Genomic DNA, 26609 nt, shown 5'->3' with positions numbered 1-26609 from the left:
GCGAGGTTTCGAGCCGGCGCGACAGTTCGACGAGAACTGTCGTCGCGCGGTCGGAGGGTCGCGACCAGGCGTTCACGCACGATTCTTCTCCGTGTCGCCCGCCGACGCGAGGATGCCGCCCACGACCGCCGGCAGCCAGCCTGCCAAACCTGACGGGGCCAATGCGCCGACATCCCGAGATTCACGCATCCGACGCCAGGAACGCTGCTCCCGTCAGCGCACGAGCGCCGCGACTCATTTGATCAGGCGCAGCACCTCGCGAAAACGCGGATGCCGGCTGGAACCCAGCCATTCGAACCCGATCATCTCGACCGTCGCGATTTGCACCCCCGCCGCCCCGAGCCGGGCGATCCCCGAGTCCCGGTCGATCGTCCTGCGCGAACCCACGGCATCGCTGACCACCGTGACTTTGCGGCCGCTGCGCAACAGCCCGAGCGCTGTTTGCAACACGCACACGTGCGCCTCGCAACCGGCGACGATGATGCTGTCGCGCCCGTCCGGCAAGGCCTCGACCAGGCCCTCCGCGCATGCGTCGAAATGGTCCTTGACGACGGTGCGCGAGCACAGCTCCTTGATCTCCGGTACGTTCCGGCCCAACTGGACGGGGCTCTCCTCGGTACCCATCACCGGCACCCCGAGTATCTGCGCAATACGGGCAAGTCGGACTGCCTGCGTGACGACGGATGACCCTTCGTGAATCACCGGCATCAGCCGCGTCTGAAAATCAACCAATACGACCACTGAATCGTCGGGCACGTGCAGCACGGTGCATTCTCCGGAGTGAAGGCGACGTCAACCACCATCGGCCATCGATGAAAAGTCGCTCGGTCGCAAGATCGTCAGCCCCGCAGACGACGAATATCGAATCGCATCAATGGCCGACTGCTCCAATTCGGTAAACGGAAGCGGTCTCCAAGACTACCAAACTTGCCGGCGCCATTGACGCGATCGCATGGAGTCCGGTTCTCGGGATCACCCATCGGTTCGGTCGCAGGAACGCCGGTTGCTCACCGCTCCGTATCGCCGCATCCATCGCATTCCGTTTGCACCGCCCGGGACACCGCGACAGGCAAACCGCCACCATTCAATCCCGGTTCGTAATCAATCACCAATACCGACATCGATTGCCAATCGATTTTCACCAAACTCGATAATCAGAACATCTCCATTTCTCCGTGAAACCGCATATTTTACCGACCCAACAAGCAAGAATTGCGACCTCATTCCGGAACATTATTCGAAAACCATCAAATCATTATTGACTTCGACTTTATCCGAACTTTAGAATCCCCTACGACAGCTTACGTTTCGTTTTTCACGCCGTGCACGCCCTCATGTCGGCACGGCACCGGAACGCCAACAGAGAAGTGTTTCATGCCTGGCCGGGGCAGCGCCTCCTTTTGCTTTCAATTCCGGCATTAACCATCAACCGGTTAATTACCATTCAATTCACCCCAGAAGCACACCCGGATTAATTCCGAATTTCCCAGGAATTCCGCAATACCGGACGAAGCAGGTCGAGCACCCGCTCATTCGATAATTCTCATAAAAATCGCCAGTCAGCAGGAGGGACATCAACATGCATCGCCTTGCGAAGTCGCTGTGTCTCGGATTCATCTGCGCCGGCCTGCTCGCGGCCTGCAATGACGACGACGTCAAATCGAGCACCCCGCCGTCGAACAACGCCGCACTGTCGTTCCGCATGGACACCGGCGGCCAGATCAACGCGTTCTACCGGCAGGACAAGGTCGCCGCACACCTGCTGGTGCGCTCGTCGACGAAGCCGCGTCTGCTCGTGGTCTTCCCCGCCGGCAACAGCGGCACCGGGCTGTGGTTCGACGACACCGCGCAGCCGGTGAACTGGAGCCTCGACACGCCACCGTCCGCGCTATCGGCACCCGACGCGCACGGCCGTCCGCTGTACGGCATCGGCGCCGACGTGTCGGTGGACACCAACACGCTGACGATCCGGCAGGGCGTGCTCAGCAACGTGCGCTTCCTGCGCGACTTCAACGGCGGCGCCACGATTCCGCAGGAGATCCTCGCCGCACCGACGGTTCAGGGCAGCGCCGCGCAATGGCAACGCGACCGGATCGACGGCGCGCCCGGCTATTCACTGCGCATCACGCTGCGCGACGGCGGCAGCATCACGCCGGCAGCGGGCGGCAAGCTCGTCCTGAGCGCACCGGCGGGCTCGCACACGCTGCGGCTGCATGTCGATGCGCTGTCGGGCGAGACGCCGTTGTCGCCGATCACGCGCGCCGACCTGCTCGCGCCCTCGGTGAACCCCGACCCGGTGAGCCAGAACGTGCTCGAATTCCTGAGCTTCCACGACAAGCTGCTGGCCGGCTCGTGGCAGTACGACACCTACTTCGGCCGCGACACGCTGATCTCGGTCCGCATGCTGATGCCCGTGCTCGAGCCCGCGGCGATCGAGGCCGGCCTGTCGTCGGTGCTGAGCCGGCTGTCGATCGACGGCAAGGTCGCGCACGAGGAAGGGATCGGCGAATTCGCGCTCGTCGACAACCAGAAGAACGGGCGGCCGAACGATCCGACGCCGACCTACGACTACAAGATGATCGACAGCGACTACCTGCTCGCGCCGATCGCGGCCGCGTGGCTGATCGACGATACGCGCGGCCAGGCCCGCGCGACCGCCTATCTCGCGCAGCGCGGCAGCGACGGGCAGACCCTGGGCACCCGCCTGGTCGTCAACCTGCTGCACGTCGCGACGACCGCGCAGCCGTTCGCGCAACAGCCGACGGTCGCGAACCTGATCCACCTGCGGCCCGGCGAAATCGTCGGCAACTGGCGCGACAGCACCGACGGGCTCGGCGGCGGCGTCTATCCGTATGACGTCAACGCGGTGCTCGTGCCGGCCGCGTTGCGCGCGGCGAACGCATTCCTCGCGCGTGGCCTGCTCGATCCGTATCTGGATGCCGGGCAGCGCGCGACGCTCGCCAACACGGCGAACCAGGCGGCCACGTGGGAAACGCAGGCGCCGCCGCTGTTCCAGGTCAGCGTGCCGGCCGCACAGGCGGCCACCGACGTGTCGGCCTATGCGCCGTCCGCGGGCGTGCCGGCCGGCGCCGCACCGGGCACGCCGCTGGCGTTCTACGCGCTGTCGCTCGATCAGCAGGGCAACCCGATTCCGGTGATGAATTCGGACGGCGGCTTCGCGCTGCTGTTCGGCACGCCGCCGGACGACGAGCTTCAGCGGATCGTCACCGACGTCACGCGGCCGTTCCCGACCGGGCTCGTGACCGATGCCGGCATGCTGATCGCGAACCCGGCCTATGCAAATCAGGCGCTGTGGCCGAAATTCACGAGCTCCGCGTATCACGGGACGGTGATCTGGTCGTGGCAGCAGGCGATGTGGGTGGCCGGGCTCGATCGCCAGCTCGCGCGCCAGGACCTGTCGGCCGCGACGCGCACGCTGCTCACGCAGGCACGGCAGACGATCTGGCAGGTGATCTCGAACGGGCGCGACATGCGCACGTCGGAGATGTGGACGTGGTCCTACGTGAACGGCAAGTACCAGACCGATGCATTCGGCACGCGCAGCGCGGACGCCACCGAGGCGAACGCGGCACAGCTCTGGAGTACGACGTATCTCGCGATCCGCGACCCGCAGCAGCGCGCGGGCAAGTACTGGTGGCAGGCGTCGCAGCGGATGCAGGATGCGCAGCCGAAGCAGAGCGCGGCGGCCCTGGCAGCGCGGTAGCGCATCGCCGGTCGCGTGCCGACCGGGCATGATCAAAAGCCCCGGGGCGTGACCGCCTCCGGGGCTTCGTCAGAAATCGAGGCGCTGGACACAGCGTCTGTACGCCCGGGTGGCCGAATGTTCCGCGTCCGTTCACCCGCGCCCGTGTGCCGCGCCCACCCGTATCACCGCGCCACGACCCGGTTCCGCCCTTCCCGCTTCGCCTGGTACAACCGTTCGTCGACCACGCGCAGCAACGCATCGACCGTGCTGCCGTCGGCCCCGTATTGCGCGACGCCGACACTGACCGTCACCTGCACGCGCTTGAAATCGAGCCCGAACGGCGAACTCGCGATCGACGAGCGTACGCGTTCGGCCGTCATCCGAGCGCCTTCGAGCGGCATGTCCGGCAGCAGCGCCATGAACTCCTCGCCGCCGACCCGCGCGAGCCCGCCGGCCGGCCGGATCGCATCGAGGCACTGGCGCACCACGCCGCGCAGCACCTCGTCGCCGATCTGATGCCCGTACGCATCGTTGATGTTCTTGAAATTGTCGAGATCGAGCGCGAGCAGGCAGAACGGCGTGCCGTCGCGCTCGGCCCGCACCATCTCGCGCTCGACCTGCGCGATGAACTGCCGGCGGTTCGACGCGCCCGTCATCGGATCGGTCGCGGCCATGTATTCGAGCTTCTGGTTCGTGCGCCGCAGCTCCTGCAGCGCGCTCTCGGTGCGCGCCATCGATTCCGACAGCCGGCTCATCAGGTCTTCCTGGCTGTAGATCGCCGAGAACGAGCGCGTCGTCTGCAGCGCCTGCACGACACCGTAGCTGAGCAGGAAGAAGCCGCCGGCGAAAATCGCATGCGCGAGCCACCACATGTGATTCCACGGCTTGCCGAGAATGAACGCGAGCGACGACAGCGCGAACGCCATGATCGACACGCCGTAGATCACCATCAGCGGCGAGCGGATCCGCCGCGCGAGCAGCACGGCGACGTTCAGCAGCGAGAACAGGAGCGCGCCGCCTTCCATCGACAGCCGCGTGCCCGGCGCGCCCGCGACCGGCGAATACGCGATGTACGCCACGACCACGTTGACGATCACGAAGAACACGATCCACGGCAGCCACGTGCGCACGCTCGTGCGCTTCTCGAGGCGATCGGGCGGACGCGAATACGACAGCAGGCCCGTGAGCAGCAGGATCGACATCACGAGCCGCGACGCGGGCCCGTACAGCAGGAACAGCCAGATGTTGTGATGCGCCATCCCGGTGAACGCACCGTGCAGCGCATAGATCATCGCGAAGCCGAGAAAGCCAAGTGTCAGCCAGCGCAACAGCGGCTCGCCGGACGACCGGTAGCAGACCCACGTCACGTAGGTGACGAACGCGCCTTCGAGCGTCGCGGCGGCGATCGCGATTTCATGGAACGCGTGGTTCTCGAACACGACGTGCGGATCGCTGAAGAACCACAGATAGGCGATCAGATAGGCGGGCAGCAACGCGAATCCGACCAGCAGGCATTTCGCGTAGAGCCTTGCGGCCGCGCTGACGACGCGCGGCGGTTCCCCGGCTGCATAGGTCGTACTCATTCGGTCCCCGGTCGGTCTGCTGCGTTGGTTCGAACCTTCGCGGCACGGATCGCACGACGCACGATCCGGCCCATCGTGCCGAAAGGCAAATGTCAGAGCAAGTATAGGTGGGGCAATTCGTTTGACAAGTAAGGGGAAACGGCATTACCGGGCGCATGCCTTTTGCTTCCCGATTGTTTCGAATGGCGGATCGGTCGCGCCGATTCGCGTCGCGGCCGCCGGTCTCGCCGAAGCGAAACCGCGGCCGCTCCGTGCCAAAGATCAGAGGATTTCGAACAGGCCGGCCGCGCCCTGCCCGCCGCCGATGCACATCGTGACGACCGCGTACTTCACGCCGCGCCGCTTGCCTTCGATCAGCGCATGGCCCGTCAGGCGTGCGCCTGACACACCGTACGGATGGCCGACCGCGATCGCGCCGCCGTTCACGTTCAGACGATCCTCAGGAATCCCGAGCGTGTCGCGGCAGTACAGCACCTGCACCGCGAACGCTTCGTTCAGCTCCCACAGGCCGATATCGTCGACCTTCAGCCCTGCCTGCTTCAGCAGCTTGGGCACCGCGAACACGGGGCCGATGCCCATCTCGTCCGGCTCGCAGCCGGCCACCGCGAACCCGCGGAACACGCCGAGCGGCTGCAGCCCCTCGCGCTGCGCGGCATCGGCGCTCATCACGACGCAGGCCGACGCGCCGTCCGAGAACTGGCTCGCGTTGCCCGCGGTGATCACGCCACCCGGCACGGCCGACCGGATCTTCGATACGCCTTCGAGCGTCGTGTCGGGGCGAATCCCTTCGTCGGCCGAGACTGTCACTTCCTTCGTGAACAGACGGCCCGTCGCCTTGTCGGCCACGCCCGCGAGCACGGTGATCGGCACGATCTCGTCACGGAAACGCCCGGCTTCCTGTGCCGCCGCCGCGCGCAGTTGCGACTGCACGCCGTACTCGTCCTGCCGCTCCTTCGAGATGCCGTAGCGCTTCGCGACGTTCTCGGCCGTCTGCAGCATGTTCCAGTAGATCTCGGGCTTGTGCTGGACGAGCCAGCCTTCCTGGATCATGTGGTGGTTCATCTCGTTCTGCACGCACGAGATCGATTCGACGCCGCCCGCGACATACACGTCGCCTTCGCCCGCGATGATCCGCTGCGCGGCCAGCGCGATGGTCTGCAGCCCGGACGAGCAGAAACGGTTCACCGTCATCCCCGGCACCGTCACGGGCAGCCCCGCGCGCAGCGCGATCTGCCGCGCGATGTTCGCGCCGGTCGCGCCTTCGGGGTTCGCGCACCCCATGATCACGTCCTCGACGCGTGCGGGGTCGAGCTTCGCGCGTTCAACAGCGGCCGCGACCGCGTGGCCGCCGAGCGTCGCGCCGTGCGTCATGTTGAACGCACCGCGCCAGGATTTCGCCAGCGGCGTGCGGGCGGTCGATACGATTACGGCTTCGGTCATGCGAGTCTCCTTCGGTCCTGCTTCATGTCCTGAATCGGATGGGGAATTGCGCTACGCCGCCGGGCGTGCGCCCGCGGACGTCACATGCGCGACGCCCGCTGCCTGCATCTGCTGCCATGCGTGGGCGAGCGACCCGTTCAGGTCGATCGCGCGGCACGCATCGTTGATCACCGCGGCTTCAAAACCGGCCGCGCGCGCATCGAGCGCCGACCACGCGACGCAATAGTCGGTCGCGAGCCCGCAGCACCACACGCGCTTCGCGCCGAGCTCGCGCAGATAACCCGCGAGCCCGGTGCGCGTCGTGCGGTCGGCTTCGACGAACGCGGAATAGCTGTCGACCTGCGCGTCGCCGCCCTTGCGGATCACGAGCCGCGCGTGCGGGATGTCGAGATCGCGATGCAGCGCCGCGCCGTCGGTGTCCTGCACGCAGTGCACGGGCCACAGCACCTGCTCGCCGTACGGCAGCGCGAGCGTGGAGAACGGTTCGCGGCCCGGGTGATTCGCCGCGAACGACACGTGCTCGCGCGGGTGCCAGTCCTGCGTCAGCACGACCTGGTCGAAGCGTTGCGCGAGCGCGTTGATCACCGGCACGACCGCGTCGCCGTCCGGCACCGCGAGCGCGCCGCCCGGCATGAAGTCGTATTGCACGTCGATCACGAGCAGGACGTCGTCGGTGCGTTTCATTGCGTTTCTCCGGGTGTGCGTCGCGCCGCGATCCGGCGCGTCAGCCGTTGAACCCGCGGCCGGCCTTCGCGAGTTCCGCGATCGACGGCGCGAGCTGCCATGCGTCGCCGTTCGGTGCCGCCGCATAGCGGCGAATCGCGCGCTCGACGTTGTAGAGGCCGACCACGTCCGCGTACAGCATCGGGCCGCCGCGCCACAGCGGGAAGCCATAGCCGGTCAGGTAGACCATGTCGATGTCGGACGCCTTCGACGCGATCTTCTCCTCGAGGATCTTCGCGCCTTCGTTGACGAGCGCGAACACGAGCCGTTCGACGATCTCGTCGTCGCCGATCTTGCGACGCTCGACACCGCGCTCCTTCGAGTATGCGACGACCATCTCGTCGACGAGCGACGACGGCTTCGCCTTGCGATCGCCCGGCACGTAGTCGTACCAGCCGGCGCCCGTCTTCTGGCCGAAGCGGCCCTGCTCGCACAGGCGGTCGGCGATCTTCGAGTAATGGAGATCGGGCTGCTCGACGTAGCGGCGCTTGCGGATCGCCCAGCCGATGTCGTTGCCGGCGAGGTCGCTCATCCGGAACGGGCCCATCGCGAAACCGAATTTCTCGATCGCACGATCGACCTGCGCGGGCAGCGCGCCTTCCTCGAGCATGAAGAGCGCCTGGCGGATGTACTGCTCGATCATCCGGTTGCCGATGAAGCCGTCGCACACGCCCGACACGACCGCCGTCTTGCGGATCTTCTTCGCGACGGCCATCACGGTGGCGAGCACGTCCTTCGCGGTCTGCGCGCCGCGCACGACCTCGAGCAGCTTCATCACGTTCGCCGGGCTGAAGAAGTGCATGCCGACGACGTCCTGCGGACGCTTCGTGAACGCCGCGATCTTGTCGACGTCGAGCGTCGACGTGTTCGACGCGAGAATCGCGCCCGCCTTCGCGACTTCGTCGAGCTTCTTGAACACCTGCTCCTTCACGCCGAGTTCCTCGAACACGGCCTCGACGATCAGGTCGGCGTCCTTCAGGTCGTCATAGGACAGCGTCGGCGTGATCAGCGCCATGCGCGCGTCGAGCTTCTCCTGCGAGAGCTTGCCCTTCTTCACCTGCGCATCGTAGTTCTTGCGGATCGTCGCGACGCCGCGCTCGAGCGCGTCCTGTTTCGTCTCGAGCAGCGTGACGGGCAGCCCGGCGTTGACGAAGTTCATCGCGATCCCGCCGCCCATCGTGCCCGCGCCGATCACGCCGACGCGGCGGATCTCGCGCAGCGGCGTATCGGCCGGCACGTCGGGAATCTTGCTCGCGGCACGCTCGCCGAAGAACGCGTGCCGCAGCGCGCGGCTTTCCGGCGTCATCATCAGCGCGACGAAACCCTCGCGCTCGGCCACGCTGCCCTTGTCGAAGCCGTGCAGCACGCCGGCCTCGATCGCGTCGATGCACTTGTGCGGTGCGGGGAAATTCGGTGCGGCGGCCTTCGCGGAATTGCGCGCGAACTGGATGAAGCCGGCGGCGTTCTCATGGACGATCTTGCGATCGCGCACGCGCGGATGCGGCCCCTTCTGCGCACCGACCTTGCGGGCGAACGCGACGGCCGCGTCGAGCAGGTCGCCATCGGCCATTTCGTCGAACAGCCCGCTCTTCGCGAGTTGCTCCGACAGCACGGGTGCGCCCGACACGATCATGTTCAACGCGGTTTCGAGCCCCACCGCACGCGGCAGGCGCTGCGTGCCGCCCGCGCCCGGCAGCAGGCCGAGCTTCACTTCGGGCAGCGCGACCTGCGTGCCGGGCGCGGCAATGCGGTAGTGCGCGCCGAGCGCGAGCTCGAGGCCGCCGCCCATCACGACGCTGTGCAGCGCCGCGACGACGGGCTTCGCGCTCGCTTCCACCGCGCGGATCACGGTGTGCAGCGTCGGCTCCTGCAACGCCTTCGGCGTATTGAATTCGGTGATGTCGGCGCCGCCCGAGAATGCGCGTCCCGCGCCGGTCAGCACGATGGCTGTCACCGACGGATCCTGCGCGGCGCGATCGAGCGCGTCCATGACGCCCTGACGGGTCGACAGGCCGAGCCCGTTGACGGGCGGATTGTTGAGCGTAAGGACGGCCACGCCGTCACGAGTCGAGTAATCCACTGCCATCTGCCTGCCTCCATGCATCGCGCGCCGGGGTGGCTGCGCTTCATTGTGCGCGGTCGAACAGCCGCATGTCCTGATGAACGGAGTCAGCATACAACGAAAAAGCACGGTCGTTCAATTTGAATTTTGTCCCCGATCCGGGGACGGATCGGGCGACCGCGTCACGAGCCGCTGCCGGCCCGAACCCGTGTTACGGCTCGCAGACCGCCGTCGGCAACACGTAGTCGCGGAACGTCTCGCGCAGCTTCAGCTTCTGCAGCTTGCCGGTCGCGGTATGCGGCAGCGATTCGACGAACACGACGTCGTCGGGAATCCACCATTTCGCGACCTTGCCTTCGTAGAACGCGAGCAGCGCGTCGCGGCTCAGGTTCGCCCCTTCGCGCGGCACCACGACGAGCAGCGGGCGCTCGGTCCATTTCGGGTGCGCACAGGCGATGCAGGCGGCCTCGGCCACGCCCGGGTGCGCGATCGCGACGTTCTCGATGTCGATCGAGCTGATCCACTCGCCGCCCGACTTGATCACGTCCTTGCTGCGATCGGTGATCTGCAGGAAGCCGTCGGGGTCGATCGTCGCGACGTCGCCGGTCGGGAACCAGCCCTCCGACAGCGGCGACGACTCGCCGCGAAAGTAGTGATCGATCACCCACGGGCCGCGCACCTGCAGCTCGCCGAACGCGACGCCGTCCCACGGCAGTTCGTGGCCGTCCTCGCCGACGATGCGCATGTCGACGCCGCAGATCACGCGCCCCTGCTTCTCGAGCAGCTTGCGCTGCGCGTCGAGCGGCCGCTGCGACTGCGCCCAGTTGAGCTTCGCGAGCGTGCCGAGCGGCGACAGTTCGGTCATCCCCCATGCGTGGATCACGCGCACGCCGTATTCGTCCTCGAAGGTGCGCAGCATCGCGGGCGGGCACGCGGAGCCACCGATCACCGTGCGGTTCAGCGTCGAGAAGCGCACGCCGGCCTCGCGCATGTAGTTGAGCAGGCCGAGCCACACGGTCGGCACGCCCGCGGAAAACGTCACGCGCTCGGCCTCCATCAGCTGGTACAGCGATTTCCCGTCGAGATCCTTGCCGGGCAGCACCAGCTTGCCGCCCGTGAGCGGCACCGCGTACGGCAGCCCCCATGCGTTGACGTGGAACATCGGCACGACGGGGAGCACGGCGTCCATCGCCGACAGGTTCATCGCGTCGGGCAGCGCGGCGCCGTACGCGTGCAGCACGGTCGAGCGGTGCGAATACAGCACGCCCTTCGGGTTGCCGGTCGTGCCCGACGTGTAGCACAGCCCCGACGCCTGCTGCTCGTCGAGGCGCGGCCAGTCGTAGCGGCCGTCCTCCGCTTCGACGAGCGTTTCGTAGCAGAGGAACGGCGTCGTGCCGGACGGCAGGTGCGCGGCGTCCGTCATCGCGACCCAGCCCTTCACGTGCGGGCATTGCGGTGCGATGGCCTCGACGAGCGGCGCGAAATTGATGTCGAAGAAGACGTAGCGGTCTTCCGCGTGATTGACGATGTACGCGATCTGCTCGGGGAACAGGCGCGGGTTGATCGTGTGGCACACGGCACCCATGCCGCCGATCCCGTAATACGCTTCCAGATGCCGGTAGCCGTTCCATGCCAGCGTACCGACGCGATCGCCGGTTTCGACGCCGAGCCGCGCGAGCGCCTGCGCCAGCTGCTTCGCGCGGCGTTCGCAGTCGCGGTACGTGTAGCGATGCAGATCGCCTTCCACGCGCTTCGACACGATCTCCGTGTCGCCGGCGTGCCGCGCGGCGTGAGAAATCAGCGAGGACACCAGCAACGGCATGTCCATCATCTGGCCCAGCAACGGCTTACCCATCGTCTCGTTCTCCGTGAGGATGCGAATCGGTGCCTCTGCGGCGCGCCCGTCAGCGGCCCCGGACGGGCGTGGCGCACGGTGCGCGGGCCACCATGCGGGCGGCGCGGCGCCGCCTTACAATATCGGCTTACCCAGAGGCGCTCAACATGTCGTTTTCCCGAAGCGCAGCCGATCCGGCTGACACCCTCCCCGATCTCGCCGCCACGCTCGGCGAGCCCGCCACTGGCGCGTTCGTCACGCTCGGCGACGCGTTTCATACGCGGCTGCCGGCCGCGCCGCTTGCCGCGCCGTATGTCGTCGGCTTTTCCGACGAAGTCGCGCAACTGCTCGACCTGCCGCCGTCGATCGCCGCGCAGCCCGGCTTCGCCGAGCTGTTCGCCGGCAACCCGACGCGCGACTGGCCCGCGCACGCGATGCCGTATGCAGCGGTGTATTCCGGCCACCAGTTCGGTGTGTGGGCCGGCCAGCTCGGCGACGGCCGCGCGCTGACGATCGGCGAGCGCACCGGCACGGACGGCCGTCGCTACGAGCTGCAGCTGAAAGGCAGCGGCCGCACGCCGTACTCGCGAATGGGTGACGGCCGCGCGGTGCTGCGCTCGTCGATCCGCGAATTCCTGTGCTCGGAAGCGATGCATCACCTCGGCATCCCGACCACACGCGCACTGACGGTGATCGGTTCCGACCAGCCGGTGGTGCGCGAGGAGATCGAGACGTCGGCCGTCGTCACGCGCGTGTCGGAGAGCTTCGTGCGCTTCGGCCACTTCGAGCACTTCTTCTCGAACGATCGCCCCGACCTGCTGCGCCAGCTCGCCGATCACGTGATCGACCGCTTCTATCCGGATTGTCGCCGCGCCGACGATCCGTACCTCGCGCTGCTCGAAGCCGCGACGCTGCGCACCGCCGACCTCGTCGCGCAGTGGCAGGCCGTCGGCTTCTGCCACGGCGTGATGAACACCGACAACATGTCGATCCTCGGCGTGACGATCGACTACGGCCCGTTCGGCTTCGTCGACGCGTTCGACGCGAACCACATCTGCAACCACTCGGATACGAGCGGCCGCTATGCATACCGGATGCAGCCGCGCATCGCGCACTGGAACTGCTATTGCCTCGCGCAGGCGCTGCTGCCGCTGATCGGCCTGCAACACGGCATCGCCGACGACGATGCGCGCGCCGAACGTGCGGTGGAAGACGCGCAGGCCGTGCTCGCGACGTTCCCGGAACGTTTCGGCCCCGCGCTCGAACGTGCGATGCGCGCGAAGCTCGGCCTTGAGCTCGAACGCGAGAACGATGCCGAGCTCGCCAACAAGCTGCTCGAGACGATGCATGCGAGCCACGCGGATTTCACGCTGACGTTCCGCCGGCTCGCGCAGCTCTCGAAGCACGACGCGAGCCGCGACGCGCCCGTGCGCGACCTGTTCATCGACCGCGACGCGTTCGATGCGTGGGCGAACCTCTACCGCGCGCGGCTGTCCGAGGAAACACGCGACGACGCGGCACGTGCCGCCGCGATGAACCGCGTGAACCCGAAATACGTGTTGCGCAACCATCTGGCCGAAGTCGCGATCCGGCGCGCGAAGGAGAAGGATTTTTCGGAAGTCGAGCGGCTCGCGCAGATCCTGCGCCGCCCGTTCGACGAACAACCGGAGCATGAAGCGTACGCGGCGTTGCCGCCCGACTGGGCCGGGTCGCTCGAAGTGAGCTGCTCGTCCTGAGCCCCGACCCGCGCGTATCGACCGACCGATCAGGAGAACCCCACATGTCCCACGATTCCGACGACAAGACCTTCCCGTACGAGAAGGACGACGCCGAGCTGCGCCGCCGGCTCACGCCGATGCAGTACGAAGTCACGCAGCATGCGGCCACCGAGCGCGCCTTCACCGGCGAATACACCGACACCGAGGACGACGGCATCTACAAATGCGTCGTCTGCAGCACGCCGCTGTTCGAGTCTGGCGCCAAGTTCCACTCGGGCTGCGGCTGGCCCAGCTACTTCAAGCCGCTCAACGGCGAGGTGATCGACGAAAAAGTCGACTACTCGCACGGGATGGTGCGCGTCGAGGTGCGCTGCAACCACTGCGGCGCGCATCTCGGCCACGTCTTCGAGGACGGCCCGCGCGACAAGACCGGTTTGCGGTACTGCATCAATTCGGCTGCGTTAAACTTCGAGTCCCGACCCGAAAACGAATGAGCGGCGCCGGGCGGATCCGCGGGGCGCCCCTCGCGCCGCCGCCCCGATCCGCTCCGGCGGTGCCTGGCGGGTCCCTACAACGGTGAAAGGCCGCGCAAGCGGCCTTTCACGCAGCTGCGAGCGCCATGAAATTCCTGTTCGATCTGTTTCCGATCATCCTGTTTTTTGCCGCCTTCAAGGTCTGGGGCATCTTTACCGCCACCGCCGTCGCGATCGTCGCGACGCTGGCCCAGGTCGCCTGGGTTGCCTTCCGGCACCGGAAGGTCGACACGATGCTGTGGGTCAGCCTCGGCGTGATCGTCGTTTTCGGTGGCGCCACCCTCGTCCTGCATGACGAGAAATTCATTCAATGGAAACCGACTGTGCTGTACTGGCTGTTTGCGATCGGGCTGCTCGCCGCGCGCTATGCGTTCGGCAACAACCTGATCGAGAAGATGATGGGCAAGCAGCTCACGCTGCCGCACCCCGTGTGGGACAAGCTGAACGTCGCGTGGGCGCTGTTCTTCGCGGTGCTCGGTGTCGCGAACCTGTACGTGGTGCACAACTTCACCGAATCGCAATGGGTGAACTTCAAGCTGTTCGGCACGACGGGCGCGATGGTCGTATTCATCATCCTGCAGAGCCTGTGGCTCACGAAATACCTGAAGGACGAGTGACATGACGGACGCCTTTCTCCACGCGTCGCCCGACGAACGCATCGCGCTGATCGAAGCGCGCCTCACCGCGGCGCTCGCCCCGCTGTCGCTCACCGTGCGCGACGACAGCGCGCAGCACGCGGGCCACGCCGGCGCGTCCGCCGGCGGCCATTTCACGGTCACGATCGTGTCGGCCGCCTTCGCCGGCAAGCCGCGCGTCGCGCGGCACCGGCTGGTGTATGATGCGCTCGCTGATGCGATGCAGCGCGGCATTCATGCGCTCGCGATCGTGGCTTACACGCCCGAAGAATTCAACGAATCTTCAATCTAGTCTCATTAGGAATTCCCGATGATCCTGAAATCCCCCCGCCTGTGGGTCGCGGCGGCTGCTTTTGCAGCGGCACCGGCATTTGCCCAGAACATCGCCGTCGTCAACGGCACGCCGATTCCGAAGTCGCGCGCCGACGCGATGGTGGCTCAGCTCGTCCAGCAAGGCCAGACCGACAGTCCGCAACTGCAGCAGGCCGTGCGCCAGGAACTCGTGAACCGCGAAATCCTGATGCAGGAAGCGATCCGCGAAGGCATCCCGAACCGTCCGGACGTGAAGGCGCAGGTCGCCGTCGCGCAGCAGACCGTCGTGCTGCGTTCGATGATCGAGAGCTTCCTGAAGAAGAACCAGCCGACCGACGCCGAAGTGAAGGCGCGCTACGACGACCTCGTCAAGGGCGCCGGCGGCAATCGCGAATACCACCTGCACCACATCCTCGTCAGCGACGAGCAGCAGGCGAAGGACCTGATCGCGAAGATCAAGGCCGGCGCGAAATTCGAGGATCTCGCGAAGCAATACTCGAAGGATCCGGGTTCGGGCAAGAACGGCGGCGATCTCGACTGGTCCGACCCGAAGGCGTACGTACCGGAATTCGCGGCGGCCGCGCAGAAGCTGCAGAAAGGCCAGATGACCGACACGCCGGTGAAGACGCAGTTCGGCTGGCACATCATCCGCGTCGACGACATCCGCGACATCGCCCCGCCGCCGCTCGAGCAGGTGAAGCAGCAGATCGCGCAGCAGCTCGTACAGCAGAAGCTGCAGGCGTTCGAGGAAGGCCTGCGCCAGCAGGCAACGGTCAAGTAACGCCGGCACGCGCCACACGCGCATCGAAAAACCGCTCTTCGGAGCGGTTTTTTTATTGCCCGCGCACACTGCCTGCGGACGAGTCACGATGCGCTTCGCTTGCAGCCCGGCAAAAGAAAAAGGCCGCTCCGAAGAGCGGCCTTTCCCGTGCCGGATTCGCGCGCACCGCAAGCGCGCCAGGCTACGCGGGATAGAACACGTCGTGATAGCGAACGTCACCTGACGGCCGCGGCGCCGAATCGTCGAGCGACAGCGCGAGGAAATACCCGGGCGACACGCCCGGGAACACGATGCCGCCGGATGGCGCAAAGCCGAACCGCGTGTAGTACGCGGGTTCGCCGAGCAGCACGCAACCGCGCGCGCCAAGCCGGCGCAACGCGTCGAGCCCTGTGCGCACCAGCCCCGCACCGATGCTCTGCCGCTGGCAGTCGGGCAGCACCGCGAGCGGCGCCAGCCCGTACCAGCCCTGGCTGCCGGACGGTTCGCCGCCGATCGACACCGGCGAGAACGCGACGTGCCCGATCACGCGGCCGTCGCGCTCCGCGACGAGCGAGACGCTCAACGCACCGTCCGCACGCAGCGTATCGACGATCCGCCGTTCGAACTGGCCGCCTTCCGGCTCGCCCGCGAACGCGGCGACGATCACGCGGCCGATCGCGTCGGCCTCGCTGGCACGCTGATCGCGCAGCGTGACGACCTCGACCGGCGCGTGCGGATCGAACATCATTCCGATCAGCCGATCCAGCGGCGCGCGTTGCGGAACACGCGCATCCACGGGCTCGCTTCACCCCAGCTTTCCGGGTGCCAGCTCATTGCGACCGTGCGATGCACGCGCTCCATGTGCGGCATCAGCACCGAGAAGCGGCCGTCGGCCGTCGTGACCGACGTGATGCCGGCCGGCGAGCCGTTCGGGTTGAACGGATAGCGCTCGGTCGCTTCGCCGCGGTGATCGACGAAACGCATCGCGACCGCGACGCGATCGATGTCCCCCTGCTGCGAGAAGTCCGCATAGCCTTCGCCGTGCGCGACGGCGACCGGAATCCGCGAACCTTCCATCCCCGCGAAGAAGATCGACGGCGATTTCTCCACTTCGACGAACGAGAAGCGCGCCTCGAACTGCTCGGACTTGTTGCGCGTGAACTTCGGCCACGCATCCGCGCCCGGGATCATCGACGCGAGGCTCGACAGCATCTGGCAACCGTTGCAGATGCCGAGCGCGAACGTGTCGGGACGTGCGAAGAAGGCCGAGAACATGTCGGCGAGGTTCGCGTTGAAGCGGATCGTCTTCGCCCAGCCTTCGCCCGCGCCCAGAACGTCGCCGTACGAGAAGCCGCCGCATGCGACCGCACCCGCGAAATCGGCGAGCGTGGCACGGCCGGCGAGCAGGTCGCTCATGTGCACGTCGTGTGCATCGAAGCCCGCGCGGTCGAACGCGTAGGCCGTTTCCAGATGCGAGTTCACGCCCTGCTCGCGCAGGATCGCGACGCGCGGCCGTGCGCCCGTCGCGATGAACGGCGCGGCGATGTCGTCGGCCGGATCGAAGCTCAGCACCGGCGAGATGCCCGGATCGGCCGCGTCGAGCAGTGCGTCGTATTCGGCATCCGCGCATGCGGGGTTGTCACGCAGGCGCGCGATGCGCCAGCTCACTTCGCTCCATGCGCGATGGAGTTCGGTGCGCGGTGCGTCGAAGATCTTCTTCGCGTCGCGGTATACCTCGATCACGTCGCGATCGTTGACCGAGCCGATCACGTGCGAGCACGCCGACAGGCCGAACTCGCGCAGCGCGCCGAGCACCGCGTCGCGATCGGTCGCACGCACCTGCACGACGGCGCCGAGTTCCTCGGAGAACAGCGCGCGCAGCGTGCGATCCTCGCGGCGGCCGCTCGTCTGCTTCGCCCAGTCCTTCGCGTCGCCGTAGTCGGATTCGTGATTCGGGTCGAGCGTCAGCATGTCGACGTTCAGCGACACGCCCGCGTGGCCCGCGAACGCCATTTCGCACACCGTCGCCCACAGGCCGCCGTCCGAGCGGTCGTGGTAGGCCAGCAGCTTGTCTTGCGCATTGAGCGACTGGATCGCGTTGAAGAAGCGCTTCAGGTCTTCCGCGTCGTCGACGTCCGGCGTCGTGTCGCCGACCTGCTGCGTGACCTGCGCGAAGATGCTGCCGCCCATCCGGTTCTTGCCGCGGCCGAGATCGATCGCGATCAGCACGCTGTCGCCCGCGTCGGCGATACGACGCAGTTGCGGCGTCAGGTGACGGCGCACGTCCTCGACCGGTGCGAACGCGGAGATGATCAGCGACACCGGCGACACCACTTCCTTCGCGACGCCCTGCTCGTCCCACTTCGTCTTCATCGACAGCGAATCCTTGCCGACCGGGATGCCGATCCCGAGCGCCGGACACAGCTCCATGCCGATCGCCTTGACCGTGTCGAACAGCGCGGCGTCCTCGCCGGCCGTGCCGCATGCCGCCATCCAGTTTGCCGACAGCTTCAGCTTGTCGAGCGACGCGATCGGCGCGCTCGCGATGTTCGTGATCGCCTCGCCGACCGCCATGCGGCCCGATGCCGGCGCATTGATCACGGCAAGCGGCGTGCGCTCGGCCATCGTCATCGCCTCGCCCTTGAAGCCCGCGTAGTCGAGCGCGGTGACCGCGCAGTCGGCCACCGGCACCTGCCACGGGCCGACCATCTGGTCGCGCACCGACGTGCCGCCGACCGAGCGGTCGCCGATCGTGATCAGGAACGACTTGCTGCCGACCGTCGGGTGCTTCAGCACGTCGACCGCGACCGCCGACAAGGCGATGCCCGTCACGTCGACCGGCGCACGCTCGGTCGCCACGCGGGTGACGTCGCGATGCATGCGCGGCGGCTTGCCGAGCAGCACTTCCATCGGCATGTCGACCGGGTATTCGTCGGCGCCCGTCGCTTCGTCGTCGACGAGCTTCAACTGGCGTTCGTCGGTCGCGACACCGACCACCGCGAACGGGCAGCGCTCGCGGGCGCAGATCGCCTCGAAGCGCGGCAGGTCGGCCGGCGCGATCGCCAGCACGTAGCGCTCCTGTGCTTCGTTCGACCAGATTTCGCGCGGCGACAGGCCCGATTCCTCGAGCGCGACCTTGCGCAGCTCGAAGCGCGCGCCCTTGCCCGCACCGTCGACGATCTCGGGGAACGCATTCGACAGGCCGCCCGCGCCGACGTCGTGGATGCTCAGGATCGGGTTTTCCGCGCCGAGCTGCCAGCAGCCGTTGATCACTTCCTGTGCGCGACGCTCGATTTCCGGGTTGCCGCGCTGCACCGAGTCGAAGTCGAGTTCGGCCGTGTTCGCGCCGGTCGCCATCGAGCTCGCGGCGCCGCCGCCCATGCCGATCCGCATGCCCGGGCCGCCGATCTGGATCAGCAGCGAGCCGGCCGGCACGTCGTGCTTGTGCGTATGTTGGTCGGCGATGTTGCCGAGACCGCCCGCGATCATGATCGGCTTGTGATAGCCGTGCACCTTCCCACCGACGTTCTGCTCGTACACGCGGAAATAGCCGCCGAGGTTCGGACGGCCGAATTCGTTGTTGAACGCGGCGCCGCCGAGCGGGCCGTCGATCATGATCTGCAGCGGTGACGCGATGCGGTCCGGGCGGCCGTACGGGCCGTGCGCCTCGTTCGGGTTGCGCTCGCCGACCGGCTGGGCCGCGTCACGTGCGTTTTCCCACGACTGGCGTGCGTCGGGCAGATCGAGGTTCGACACGGTGAAGCCCGTGAGGCCGGCCTTCGGGCGCGCACCGCGGCCCGTCGCGCCTTCGTCGCGGATCTCGCCGCCCGCGCCGGTCGCCGCACCCGGGAACGGCGAGATCGCCGTCGGGTGGTTGTGCGTCTCGACCTTCATCAGCGTGTGCGTGAGCTCGGTGTGGCGGCCATAGCGTTCACCCGGCTCGCCGGCCGCGCCTGCGTTGCGCGGGAACCAGCGCTCGGCTTCGGCGCCGACCATGATCGACGAGTTGTCCGAATACGCGACGATCGTGCCCTGCGGGTTCAGCTTCTCGGTGTTGCGGATCATCGCGAACAGCGACATGTCCTGCGCCTCGCCGTCGATCGTCCACTGCGCGTTGAAGATCTTGTGGCGGCAGTGCTCGCTGTTCGCCTGCGCGAACATCATCAGTTCCACGTCGGTCGGGTTGCGTTCGAGCTTGCGGAACGCATCGACCAGGTAGTCGATCTCGTCGTCGGCGAGCGCGAGGCCCAGCTCGACGTTCGCGCGTTCGAGCGCGCCGCGGCCGACGCCCAGCACGTCGACGCGCGCGAGCGGCTTGGCCGGCAGTTCGTCGAACAGGTGCTTCGCGTCGTCGCGTGCCGCGACCACGCTTTCGGTCATCCGGTCATGCAGCGCGGCCGCCACGGCTGCGCGCGCGTCGTCCGACAGCGCCTTCTTGCCGCCGAGCAGGCCCGACTTCAGCGTGACCGTGAATTCGACGCCGCGCTCGATGCGACGCACCTGCGTGAGGCCGCAGTGCTGCGCGATGTCGGTCGCCTTGCTCGCCCACGGCGAGACCGTGCCGAAACGCGGCAGCACGACGAAGGTCTCGGCCGTGCCCTTCTCGGCCGCCGGCTCGAACGGCGCGCCGTAGTGCATCAGCGCGTCGATGCGCGCGCTGTCGTCGGCCGAAAGCGGCTCGGCCGCATTGACGAAGTGCAGGAACTGCCCGCGCACCGCGACGATGTTGGCGTCGATTTGCTTGAGCGTGTCGAGCAGACGGGTTTGACGGAAATCGGAGAGGGCCGAAGCGCCGGGAAAACACGAGAAGTGAGCCATGGGCTGGACTGACGTCGATGAGTCGCGCAAGGTGGCGACGTGGGGCGAAAGGAAGGCCGTAATTATACCCGGAAGTCGGTCGCCCCAGACCGGCCAATCGGTAGCGTGCATGCACCGCAACGGTGCCACGGTGCGCGCCGTGTACAGCCCGCCCGCCGGGCCGCCCCGCGCGGGCGCGGCAGCCGGCGGCCGTGGCACGGCTGCACGGTCCGTGCTCGCCCGGCGCCGGTTCCCGCGATTTTGGCGCTATCATTCCGGGTTCACCGGGCCGGGGCCCTCAGCGAATTCTCACCGGGCGGCGCCTGCGCGCCGCCCGTCATCGAAGCAATCCATGGATGTCATCGTCATCGGCGGCGGAATCAGCGGCGTCGCCACCGCCTACCAGCTGCGCGCGGCCGGCCATCGCGTGTGCGTGGTCGAACGTCACGCCACCGTCGCGCAGGGTGCGACCTACGGCGACGGCGGCGCGCTGCTGCCGAGCCCGCTCGACGTCTGGTTCGGCCCGACCTTCATGCGCCAGCGCCAGCCGCGCGACAGCGGCATCGTCTACAAGCCGGGCTTCAACGGCGGCGTGCGCCGCTTCGTCAAGCAGCTCGGCACGCTGCGCGAACCCGACGCGTTCGCCGCCCAGTACGCGCGGCTGCGCCCGCTGATCGATGCGTCACGCGACACGCTCGCCGACATCGAGACCCGCCTCGAACTCGAATTCGAACAGAAGCCCGGCATCCTGCACGTGGTGCGCGATCCGCGCGACTGGGACGCGATGCAGCCGGCGCTCGACCTGCTGCGCACGCTCGACCAGCCGTACCGCCTGCTCTCCGCCGACGAATGCGCGACGCTCGAACCGTCGGTGCCGGCCGAACCCGGCTTCGCCGGCGGCGTGCTGCTCGAGACCGAACGCACCGGCAATTGCCCGCTGTTCGCGAAACTGGTCAAGCAGACGCTCGACGAGCATGGCGTGCAGTTCCGCTTCGGCGCGGAAGTCGCCGCGATCCGCGTCGACACCGGCCGTGCCGCGGTCGAGCTCGTCCCGCCCGGCGACCGGCGTGCGTCGAACGCACGCGAGGTCGACGTGATTTCCGCCGATGCGATCGTGGTCGCCGCCGGCGCCGGCAGCCTGCCGCTGCTCGACCGGCTCGGCTGGCGCCTGCCGCTGCATCCGGTGCGCGTCCATACGCTCACCGCGCCGGTCGCGTACGAAGAACATGCGCCGCACCTGAACGTCATCGATTCGATCAAGCGGATCTCGATCACGCGCACCCACCAGCGGCTGCGCGTCGGCGGCGGCGCGGTGCTGCAGAGCCTGCCCGAGACCGCGAAGCCGCTCGCCGAGCCGCTGTCCGAGGCCGCGCTCGCGCTGCTCGGCCAGGCCGTCCACGACTGGGTGCCCGGCGCCGCGCGCATCTCGGCCGCGTTGTCGTGGCAAGGCACGCAGTTGCTGTCGCCGGACGGCCTGCCGGTCGTCGGTCCGACCCCGCATCCGCGCGTGTTCGTCAATTTCGGGCATGGCCCGGCCGGCTGGGGGCTCGCCTGCGGGTCTGCTAAAGTGGTGACCGACTATCTGGGCGGCGACGTGCAGCACTGGCCCGCCGACACGCTCGCCGCGCTGCGCGCCGGGCGCTTCACGACCTGACCGCCGCGGGCCCGTCCCCGGCGGCCACCTAGCCAGCCGCCACGACCCCGCGATGACCGTCAATACCCGCCCGCTCCCCGATTCCGATCCGATCGCGCTGCTGCGCGTCACCGACCTGCGCACGGCCGAAACCGACGCCACGGCGGCGCTGCCGCCGCATACGCTGATGGGTCGCGCCGGCGCCGCCGCCGCGCACTGGCTGTCCGAGCGCATGGCCGGCGACGACCGCCCCGTGTGGTTCGCGGTCGGCCCGGGCAACAACGGCGGTGACGCGCTGGTTGCAGCCGCTCACCTCCAGCAGCTTGGCGTCGCCACGCAAGCGTGGATGCCGGTGCCAGTCAAACCAGACGACGCGCAATGGGCGCTCGGCCTCGCGCGCGCAGCGGGCGTACCGCTATCCGCCACACCGCCTGCTTCGCTGGACAGCTTTGCATGGGTCGTCGACGGGCTGTTCGGCATCGGCCTCGGCCGCGCGCTCGACGGCGCATTCGCCGAGCAGGCCCAGCGCATCGCCGCGCATGCGCGCAGCGGCGGCCACGTGCTCGCACTCGATGTGCCGAGCGGGCTCGACAGCGATACGGGCCAGATCGTCGGCGCGGGCGTCGCCGTCGCCGCCACCCATACGCTCACCTTCATCGCCGCGAAGCCGGGCCTCTATACGGGCGAAGGCCGCGATCTCGCCGGCGAGATCGACGTCGCCTCGCTCGACGTCGCGCCACCCGCCGCGCCGGCCATCGTGCTGAACGCGCCCGCGCGGTTCGCCGCCGCCCTGCCCGCGCGCGCATTCGCGTCCCACAAGGGCACGTTCGGCAGTCTCGCAGTGCTCGGCGGCGACACGGGCATGTGCGGCGCGCCGATCCTGGCCGCCCGCGCCGCGCTGTACGCCGGTGCCGGCAAGGTGCACGTCGGCTTCCTCGGCGCCGGTGCGCCGCCGTACGACCCGCCGTTCCCCGAACTGATGCTGCATCCGGCCGACGGCCTCGATCTCGGCGCGATGACCACCATCGCGGCCGGCTGCGGGCTGGGTACGCGCGAGGCCGCGGCGACGCTCGTGCGTGACGTGCTCGCACACGATGCCGCGACGCTGCTCGATGCCGATGCGCTGAACCTCGTCGCGACACATGCCGATCTCGCGGCCGCCGTCGCCACGCGCGGTGCGCGCGGCAATCCGTGCGTGCTGACGCCGCATCCGCTCGAAGCCGCCCGGTTGCTCGGCAGCGACACGGCGACTATCCAGCGCGACCGCGTCGCAGCCGCGCAGGCACTTGCGACTCGTTATGCGGCGCATGTCGTGCTGAAAGGCTCGGGCACGGTGATGGCGGCACCCGACGGCCGCGTGACGATCAATCCGACCGGCAACGCGGCGCTTGCCACGGGCGGCACCGGCGACGTACTCGGCGGACTGATCGGCGCGTTGCTTGCGCAGCGCGTCGCACCGTACGAGGCAGCGCTCGCGGGCGTCTACCTGCACGGCCTCGCGGCCGATACGCTGACCGCACACGGCACCGGCCCGGCCGGACTCACGGCCGGCGAACTCGCGCCGATGGTGCGCACGCTGATCAATCGCCTTTTTTACGCGTCGCCGCGCGCCGACACATAAGGCCGCTATACTGACTGCCCCGCCGCACGGCGGGCCCTCTCGTCCGCCGGCCTTCCGATCCCGATGAGCCGGCGCGGCATTCCTCCCGATTCACGCTTCACTCGAACCGCCATGACGCTGAATTCGCTCCCCGCCTGGACTGCCCTTCAATCCCACTTCGAGCAAATCCGCCATGCTCGCCTGCGCGACTGGTTCGCGCCGGAAAACGACCCCACGCCGACGCGTGCCGAACGCTTCACGCTCGCAGGCGGCGGCCTCGCGGCCGATTTCTCGAAGAACCGCATCAATGACGAGACGCTGCGCCTGCTCGTGCAGCTCGCACGTGACGCGGGCGTCGAAGCACGCCGCGACGCGATGTTCGCGGGCGAGATCGTCAACCCGACCGAAGGCCGTGCCGCGCTGCACACCGCGCTGCGCGCGACCGATCCGCAAGTGCCGTTCCATGCACAGATCAGCGCCGAGCGCGCGAAGATGGCGACCTTCGCGCGCGCCGTGCGCAGCGGCACGTGGACGGGCTACACCGGCAAGCGCATCCGCCACGTGATCAACATCGGCATCGGCGGCTCCGATCTCGGGCCGAAGATGGTCGTGCATGCGCTGCACCACGTCGCGACGCCTGAAATCACCACGCACTTCGTGTCGAACGTCGACGGCGCCGATCTCGCGCGCGTGCTCGAACAGGTCGATCCGGAGGAAACGCTCGCGATCATCGTGTCGAAGACGTTCACGACGCTCGAGACGATGACGAACGCACGCTCGCTGCGCGACTGGTTCGTCGCGCGCGGCTGCCCCGAGGACGCGCTCGCGAAGCACTTCGTCGGCGTGTCGGCGAACCCGGCCGAAGTCGTGAAGTTCGGCATCGCCGCGGACAACGTGTTCGAAATGTGGGACTGGGTCGGCGGCCGTTACTCGCTGTGGTCGGCGGTCGGCCTGTCGATCATGATCGCGATCGGCCCCGAGCAGTTCGACGAGCTGCTGGCCGGCGCGAACGACATGGACCGTCATTTCCGCGAAGCGCCGCTCGAGCGCAACCTGCCCGTGCTGCTCGGCCTGATCGGCATCTGGTACCGGAATTTCTTCGGTTCGCAGAGCTATCTCGTCGCACCGTATTCGGAAGCGCTGCACTACCTGCCGTCATACCTGCAGCAGCTCGAAATGGAGAGCAACGGCAAATCCGCGCGCCTGGACGGCACCTTCGTCGACTACCCGACCTCCGCCGTCACGTGGGGCGAGCCGGGCACCAACGGCCAGCACGCGTTCTTCCAGATGCTGCACCAGGGGCCGACGATTGTGCCGATCGACTTCATCGCGGTGCTGACGCCCGAGCATCCGCTCGCGAGCCATCATCCGAAGCTGCTGGCGAACTGCTTTGCGCAGAGCGAGGCGCTGATGCTCGGACGCACGCTCGACGAAGCGCGCAAGGTCGCGGGGTCGGGCAAGGAAGCGCTCGCGCCGCACCTGACGTTCCCGGGCAACCGCCCGACGACGACACTGCTCGTCGATGCGCTGACGCCGCGCACGCTCGGCGCGCTGATCGCGCTGTATGAACACAAGGTGCTCGTGCAGGCAACGGTGTGGGACATCAATCCGTTCGACCAGTGGGGCGTCGAGCTCGGCAAGATTCTCGGCAAGGTGGTGGAAGCCGACCTGACGGCCGAGTCGGTCGATCCAGCCAAGCACGACTCGTCGACCACCGCGCTGATCGAGCGCGCCCGCGCGGCGCTGAAGCGCTGACGCTCTCGGGTAGCGGCGTCATGCCGATGCCGGCCGCGCAGCCCTGCTTGCGCGGCCGGCCGCTCAATTCAGGTGCCGCGCTGCTCCGCGTGCGGCTCGACGATGCGTCCGGCGTCGATCGTCACGGTCGTCGCACAGCGGCGCGCGAGTTCGACATCGTGCGTGACGAGCACGAGCGTGGCGCCGTGCGTGCGGTTCAGTTCGAACATCAGGTCGATGACCGCATGGCCGGTGGCCGCATCGAGGCTACCGGTCGGCTCGTCGGCGAACAGGATCGCCGGGCGCGTGACGAATGCGCGTGCAAGCGCGACGCGCTGCTGCTCGCCCCCGGACAACAGCTTCGGATAATGCGCGGTACGCTCGCCGAGACCGACCTGCACGAGCAGCGCCCGGGCACGATCGGCTGCTTCACGCGCGCTGATGCCTCCCTGCAGCTCGAGCGGCAGCATGACGTTCTCGAGCGCCGTCAGGTGCGGCATCAACTGGAACGACTGGAACACGAACCCGACTGCGCCGTTGCGCAGCGCCGCGCGCGCGTCCTCGTCGAGCTGGTCGAGCGCACGCCCGAGCAGGCGAACCGTGCCGCTCGTCGCGCTGTCCAACCCTGCAAGCAGGCCGAGCAGCGTCGATTTACCCGACCCCGACGCGCCGACGATCGCGAGGCTGCTGCCCGGCTGCACGGCGAACGTGATGCCGTCGAGGATCGTCAGCTCGCCCGTTGCATCGGCGACCCGCTTGCATACGTCATGGACTTCGATGATCGGATCGGTAATCTTGAACATGGACACGACATTTCGCTGGAAAAGACGCGCGGCGGTCGCCGCGCTGCTGGGCACCCTGCTCGCTGCCACCGTGCCGGCGCGCGCCGCAACGACGCCGGCGGCGACATCAGGCCAGCCCGTGATCGTCGTGCTCGGCGACAGCCTGTCGGCCGAATACGGGCTGCCGCGCGACACCGGCTGGGTGGCATTGCTGCGGCAACGGCTCACGACCGAGCGAATCGATTATAGCGTCGCGAACGCCAGCGTCAGCGGCGACACCACGAGCGGCGGCCGCGCGCGGCTGCCCGCGGTGCTGCAACGGCTCAAGCCGTCGATCGTCGTCGTCGAGCTCGGGTCCAACGATGCGCTGCGCGGCGTGCCGCTCGCCACGACCGAGCAGAACCTGCGCGACATCATCGCAGGCGCACGACAGGCGCGGGCGAAGGTCGTGCTGGTCGGCATGTATGTGCCACCCAATTACGGCCCCGACTACACGCAGAAGTTCCACGCCGTCTATACGCGGCTGTCGAAGGATCTCGGCGTGCCGCTCGTGCCGTTCCTGCTGGCCGGCATCGAGAACAAGCCGGAGTTGTTCCAGGCCGACCAGATGCACCCTGCACAACAGGCGCAAGGCATTCTGCTCGACAACGTCTGGCCTGCGCTGAAGCCGCTGCTCGGCAAGCCGCGCGGCTGACGCTGCCGCCCCGCCGGAAAACAAAAAGCCCCGCATGAAGCGGGGCTTTTTGTTGCGTGCGAA

The 26609-nt window shown here is 67.8% G+C and carries 19 protein-coding genes; 10 read left to right on the top strand and 9 right to left on the bottom strand.

From position 1 onward, the window contains the following. Positions 1-234 precede the first annotated feature (234 nt). Positions 235-765 (bottom strand): isochorismatase family protein, encoded by a 531-nt coding sequence (locus tag QZM35_RS10165; protein ID WP_301775865.1) that lies wholly within the window; start codon positions 763-765, stop codon positions 235-237. Positions 766-1579: 814 nt separating this feature from the next. On the opposite strand from QZM35_RS10165, the gene QZM35_RS10160 reads away from it, so the two are divergent. After that, positions 1580-3724 carry a hypothetical protein gene (locus tag QZM35_RS10160; RefSeq protein WP_089431186.1) on the top strand — a complete coding sequence of 715 codons (2145 nt, stop codon included), beginning with the start codon at positions 1580-1582 and terminating at the stop codon, positions 3722-3724. A gap of 164 nt (positions 3725-3888) precedes the next feature. Here the strand turns inward: QZM35_RS10160 and QZM35_RS10155 are convergent, their stop codons facing one another. The 5 genes from QZM35_RS10155 to QZM35_RS10135 form a co-directional block, all read right to left on the bottom strand. After that, positions 3889-5289, bottom strand: a complete 1401-nt coding sequence (locus QZM35_RS10155) for a GGDEF domain-containing protein (RefSeq protein ID WP_089425611.1) — start codon at positions 5287-5289, stop codon at positions 3889-3891. Positions 5290-5550: 261 nt separating this feature from the next. Beyond that, complete coding sequence (locus QZM35_RS10150) at positions 5551-6729, bottom strand: acetyl-CoA C-acyltransferase (protein ID WP_089431188.1); 1179 nt, start codon at positions 6727-6729, stop codon at positions 5551-5553. A gap of 51 nt (positions 6730-6780) precedes the next feature. After that, positions 6781-7413: a bifunctional nicotinamidase/pyrazinamidase gene (gene pncA, locus QZM35_RS10145; protein WP_046545910.1), complete on the bottom strand. Its 633-nt coding sequence runs from the start codon at positions 7411-7413 to the stop codon at positions 6781-6783. Positions 7414-7453: 40 nt separating this feature from the next. Further along, a complete protein-coding gene (locus QZM35_RS10140; RefSeq protein WP_174972691.1) occupies positions 7454-9538 on the bottom strand; it encodes a 3-hydroxyacyl-CoA dehydrogenase NAD-binding domain-containing protein in 2085 nt (694 codons plus the stop codon). A gap of 187 nt (positions 9539-9725) precedes the next feature. Beyond that, positions 9726-11369: a 3-(methylthio)propionyl-CoA ligase gene (locus tag QZM35_RS10135; protein ID WP_301775864.1), complete on the bottom strand. Its 1644-nt coding sequence runs from the start codon at positions 11367-11369 to the stop codon at positions 9726-9728. 146 nt (positions 11370-11515) lie between these two features. On the opposite strand from QZM35_RS10135, the gene QZM35_RS10130 reads away from it, so the two are divergent. The 5 genes from QZM35_RS10130 (at position 11516) to QZM35_RS10110 (ending at position 15327) form a co-directional block, all read left to right on the top strand. After that, positions 11516-13084, top strand: a complete 1569-nt coding sequence (locus tag QZM35_RS10130) for a YdiU family protein (protein WP_089425614.1) — start codon at positions 11516-11518, stop codon at positions 13082-13084. Between the two features lie 44 nt (positions 13085-13128). After that, positions 13129-13560 (top strand): peptide-methionine (R)-S-oxide reductase MsrB, encoded by a 432-nt coding sequence (msrB, locus tag QZM35_RS10125; RefSeq protein ID WP_046545914.1) that lies wholly within the window; start codon positions 13129-13131, stop codon positions 13558-13560. 125 nt (positions 13561-13685) lie between these two features. Continuing rightward, positions 13686-14216, top strand: a complete 531-nt coding sequence (locus QZM35_RS10120; RefSeq protein ID WP_011352350.1) for a septation protein A — start codon at positions 13686-13688, stop codon at positions 14214-14216. Between the two features lies 1 nt (position 14217). Then, complete coding sequence (locus QZM35_RS10115; RefSeq protein ID WP_021163397.1) at positions 14218-14526, top strand: BolA family transcriptional regulator; 309 nt, start codon at positions 14218-14220, stop codon at positions 14524-14526. Between the two features lie 18 nt (positions 14527-14544). After that, positions 14545-15327, top strand: coding sequence for a peptidylprolyl isomerase (locus QZM35_RS10110; protein WP_089425616.1), 783 nt, complete (start codon positions 14545-14547; stop codon positions 15325-15327). Positions 15328-15508: 181 nt separating this feature from the next. Here QZM35_RS10110 and QZM35_RS10105 read toward each other — a convergent pair whose 3' ends face one another. Continuing rightward, positions 15509-16054: a GNAT family N-acetyltransferase gene (locus QZM35_RS10105; protein ID WP_301775863.1), complete on the bottom strand. Its 546-nt coding sequence runs from the start codon at positions 16052-16054 to the stop codon at positions 15509-15511. A gap of 5 nt (positions 16055-16059) precedes the next feature. Next, the gene (purL, locus tag QZM35_RS10100) at positions 16060-20124 is read right to left on the bottom strand and encodes a phosphoribosylformylglycinamidine synthase (protein WP_089431191.1); all 4065 of its coding nucleotides are present in this window, start codon (positions 20122-20124) and stop codon (positions 16060-16062) included. Positions 20125-20455: 331 nt separating this feature from the next. On the opposite strand from purL, the gene QZM35_RS10095 reads away from it, so the two are divergent. The 3 genes from QZM35_RS10095 to pgi all read left to right on the top strand — a co-directional run bounded on the left by QZM35_RS10095 (position 20456) and on the right by pgi (position 25091). Further along, positions 20456-21757 (top strand): FAD-dependent oxidoreductase, encoded by a 1302-nt coding sequence (locus QZM35_RS10095; protein ID WP_089431192.1) that lies wholly within the window; start codon positions 20456-20458, stop codon positions 21755-21757. A gap of 52 nt (positions 21758-21809) precedes the next feature. After that, complete coding sequence (locus tag QZM35_RS10090; RefSeq protein WP_301775862.1) at positions 21810-23357, top strand: NAD(P)H-hydrate dehydratase; 1548 nt, start codon at positions 21810-21812, stop codon at positions 23355-23357. A 111-nt stretch (positions 23358-23468) separates the two neighbouring features. Continuing rightward, positions 23469-25091, top strand: a complete 1623-nt coding sequence (gene pgi / locus QZM35_RS10085; protein WP_301775861.1) for a glucose-6-phosphate isomerase — start codon at positions 23469-23471, stop codon at positions 25089-25091. Between the two features lie 68 nt (positions 25092-25159). Here pgi and QZM35_RS10080 read toward each other — a convergent pair whose 3' ends face one another. Continuing rightward, complete coding sequence (locus QZM35_RS10080; RefSeq protein ID WP_174972685.1) at positions 25160-25873, bottom strand: ABC transporter ATP-binding protein; 714 nt, start codon at positions 25871-25873, stop codon at positions 25160-25162. On the opposite strand from QZM35_RS10080, the gene QZM35_RS10075 reads away from it, so the two are divergent. Next, on the top strand, positions 25872-26546 hold the full coding sequence (locus QZM35_RS10075; protein WP_089425623.1) for an arylesterase: 675 nt from the start codon (positions 25872-25874) through the stop codon (positions 26544-26546). The two genes, QZM35_RS10080 and QZM35_RS10075, sit on opposite strands and share 2 nt — an antisense overlap. Positions 26547-26609: the final 63 nt, after the last annotated feature.

The sequence above is a fragment of the Burkholderia sp. AU45274 genome, assembly GCF_030482505.1.
In the GTDB taxonomy this organism is placed as follows: Bacteria; Pseudomonadota; Gammaproteobacteria; order Burkholderiales; family Burkholderiaceae; genus Burkholderia.
The sequence above is the reverse complement of the archived record's forward strand: the minus strand, read 5'-3'. Positions and strand labels throughout refer to the sequence as shown.